Annotated in this window: 2 protein-coding genes; one reads left to right on the forward strand and one right to left on the reverse strand. The window is 55.0% G+C overall.

Annotation, left to right across the window (positions count from 1 at the left end; translation table 11 throughout):
* Positions 1-775: hypothetical protein (locus THIMADRAFT_RS27610; RefSeq protein ID WP_007195782.1), on the forward strand; the 775-nt coding region annotated here is incomplete at its 5' end.
* On the opposite strand, the gene THIMADRAFT_RS24225 is transcribed toward THIMADRAFT_RS27610, so the two are convergent.
* On the reverse strand, positions 708-920 hold the full coding sequence (locus tag THIMADRAFT_RS24225) for an ISAzo13-like element transposase-related protein (RefSeq protein WP_007195783.1): 213 nt from the start codon (positions 918-920) through the stop codon (positions 708-710). The genes THIMADRAFT_RS27610 and THIMADRAFT_RS24225 overlap by 68 nt on opposite strands.
* Positions 921-949: the final 29 nt, after the last annotated feature.

The raw sequence follows: 949 nt of genomic DNA on the forward strand, positions 1-949 counted from the left end.
CAAATCCCCGCACGTCTATCACCAAGCCCTGGGATCGGACTTGGCCGCGCTTATGAGCGAGGCCAGTTTGCTGTTCCCCGACGCTCATTCTGGAGCCGAGAACCTAAACAGCCTAAATTTCCGGACGACTGTTATCAGAACCGGCGAGTCACTAATAGTAACTTTGGTAAGCAGTTCAGGGCTTCTTATTCATCGTCGCTCCGCTAAGGTAGCGGGTTTGGAAAGTGGCTGGAGATGGTTCTGTGACTTTGGAGTACCCTTGAGCCAAGTCATGGCCATCTCGGAGTTTGGGCGTCGACTGACAGTTCAAAAAGACTCGGAAATTAATCTCGCCGTTCCCAGAAAAAGCAGTGGAGATAGCGCTTGGTCGCAAGACTCTATCGAGCCCGATCAATTGCGGGCGCTTCTGTATTCGGGATGGCTCGCCGCTTCAGGCTGGGTTGTGCTGCCGCCAATACACGGCAACATCATGAAGCAGACAGCGCGTCAGTTGGAGGCCATTGTAGATTGGTCGGAACCTGCTCGACTGATGGTGAGCGACGGCCAGATGACTCTGTGGGCGAGGCAGGTGAAAGAAAACGAGACGGTTGCCGAGTTCGATCTAGGGAAATCGGCAATTTCCGACGTGAGCTTTACTATCCCGCGCTGGCTTCTTTCATGCTTCTTTGTTGGGCCTCTAGTAACGGTTCAAAAACTAGTTAAACATTTTAACAAGCGAACCCATTTGGATCGACGAGGTAGTTCCATTGTCCGTTCACGCAATCGTGGCGAATGAACCGATCCTTGACGTCGCGGAAGGTGTCGGAACACGTACGGCCGATCTCGTAGGTCGCGTCGAGGATCCGCGCGGTCACGCTCAACCCCGTTTGTGTGCGCGTCTGCTCGACGGTGCGCAGAGCCGTCTGCGGGCAGTCGAGCATCGACCCCGCTCCAAGCGCGCTCGACCTGG

The sequence above is a fragment of the Thiocapsa marina 5811 genome (genome assembly GCF_000223985.1).
GTDB lineage: Bacteria > Pseudomonadota > Gammaproteobacteria > Chromatiales > Chromatiaceae > Thiocapsa > Thiocapsa marina.

Excerpts from the sequence above, each read along its gene's own strand:
- THIMADRAFT_RS24225 (WP_007195783.1), bottom strand. The coding sequence starts at position 920 with ATGCTCGACTGCCCGCAGACGGCTCTGCGCACCGTCGAGCAGACGCGC.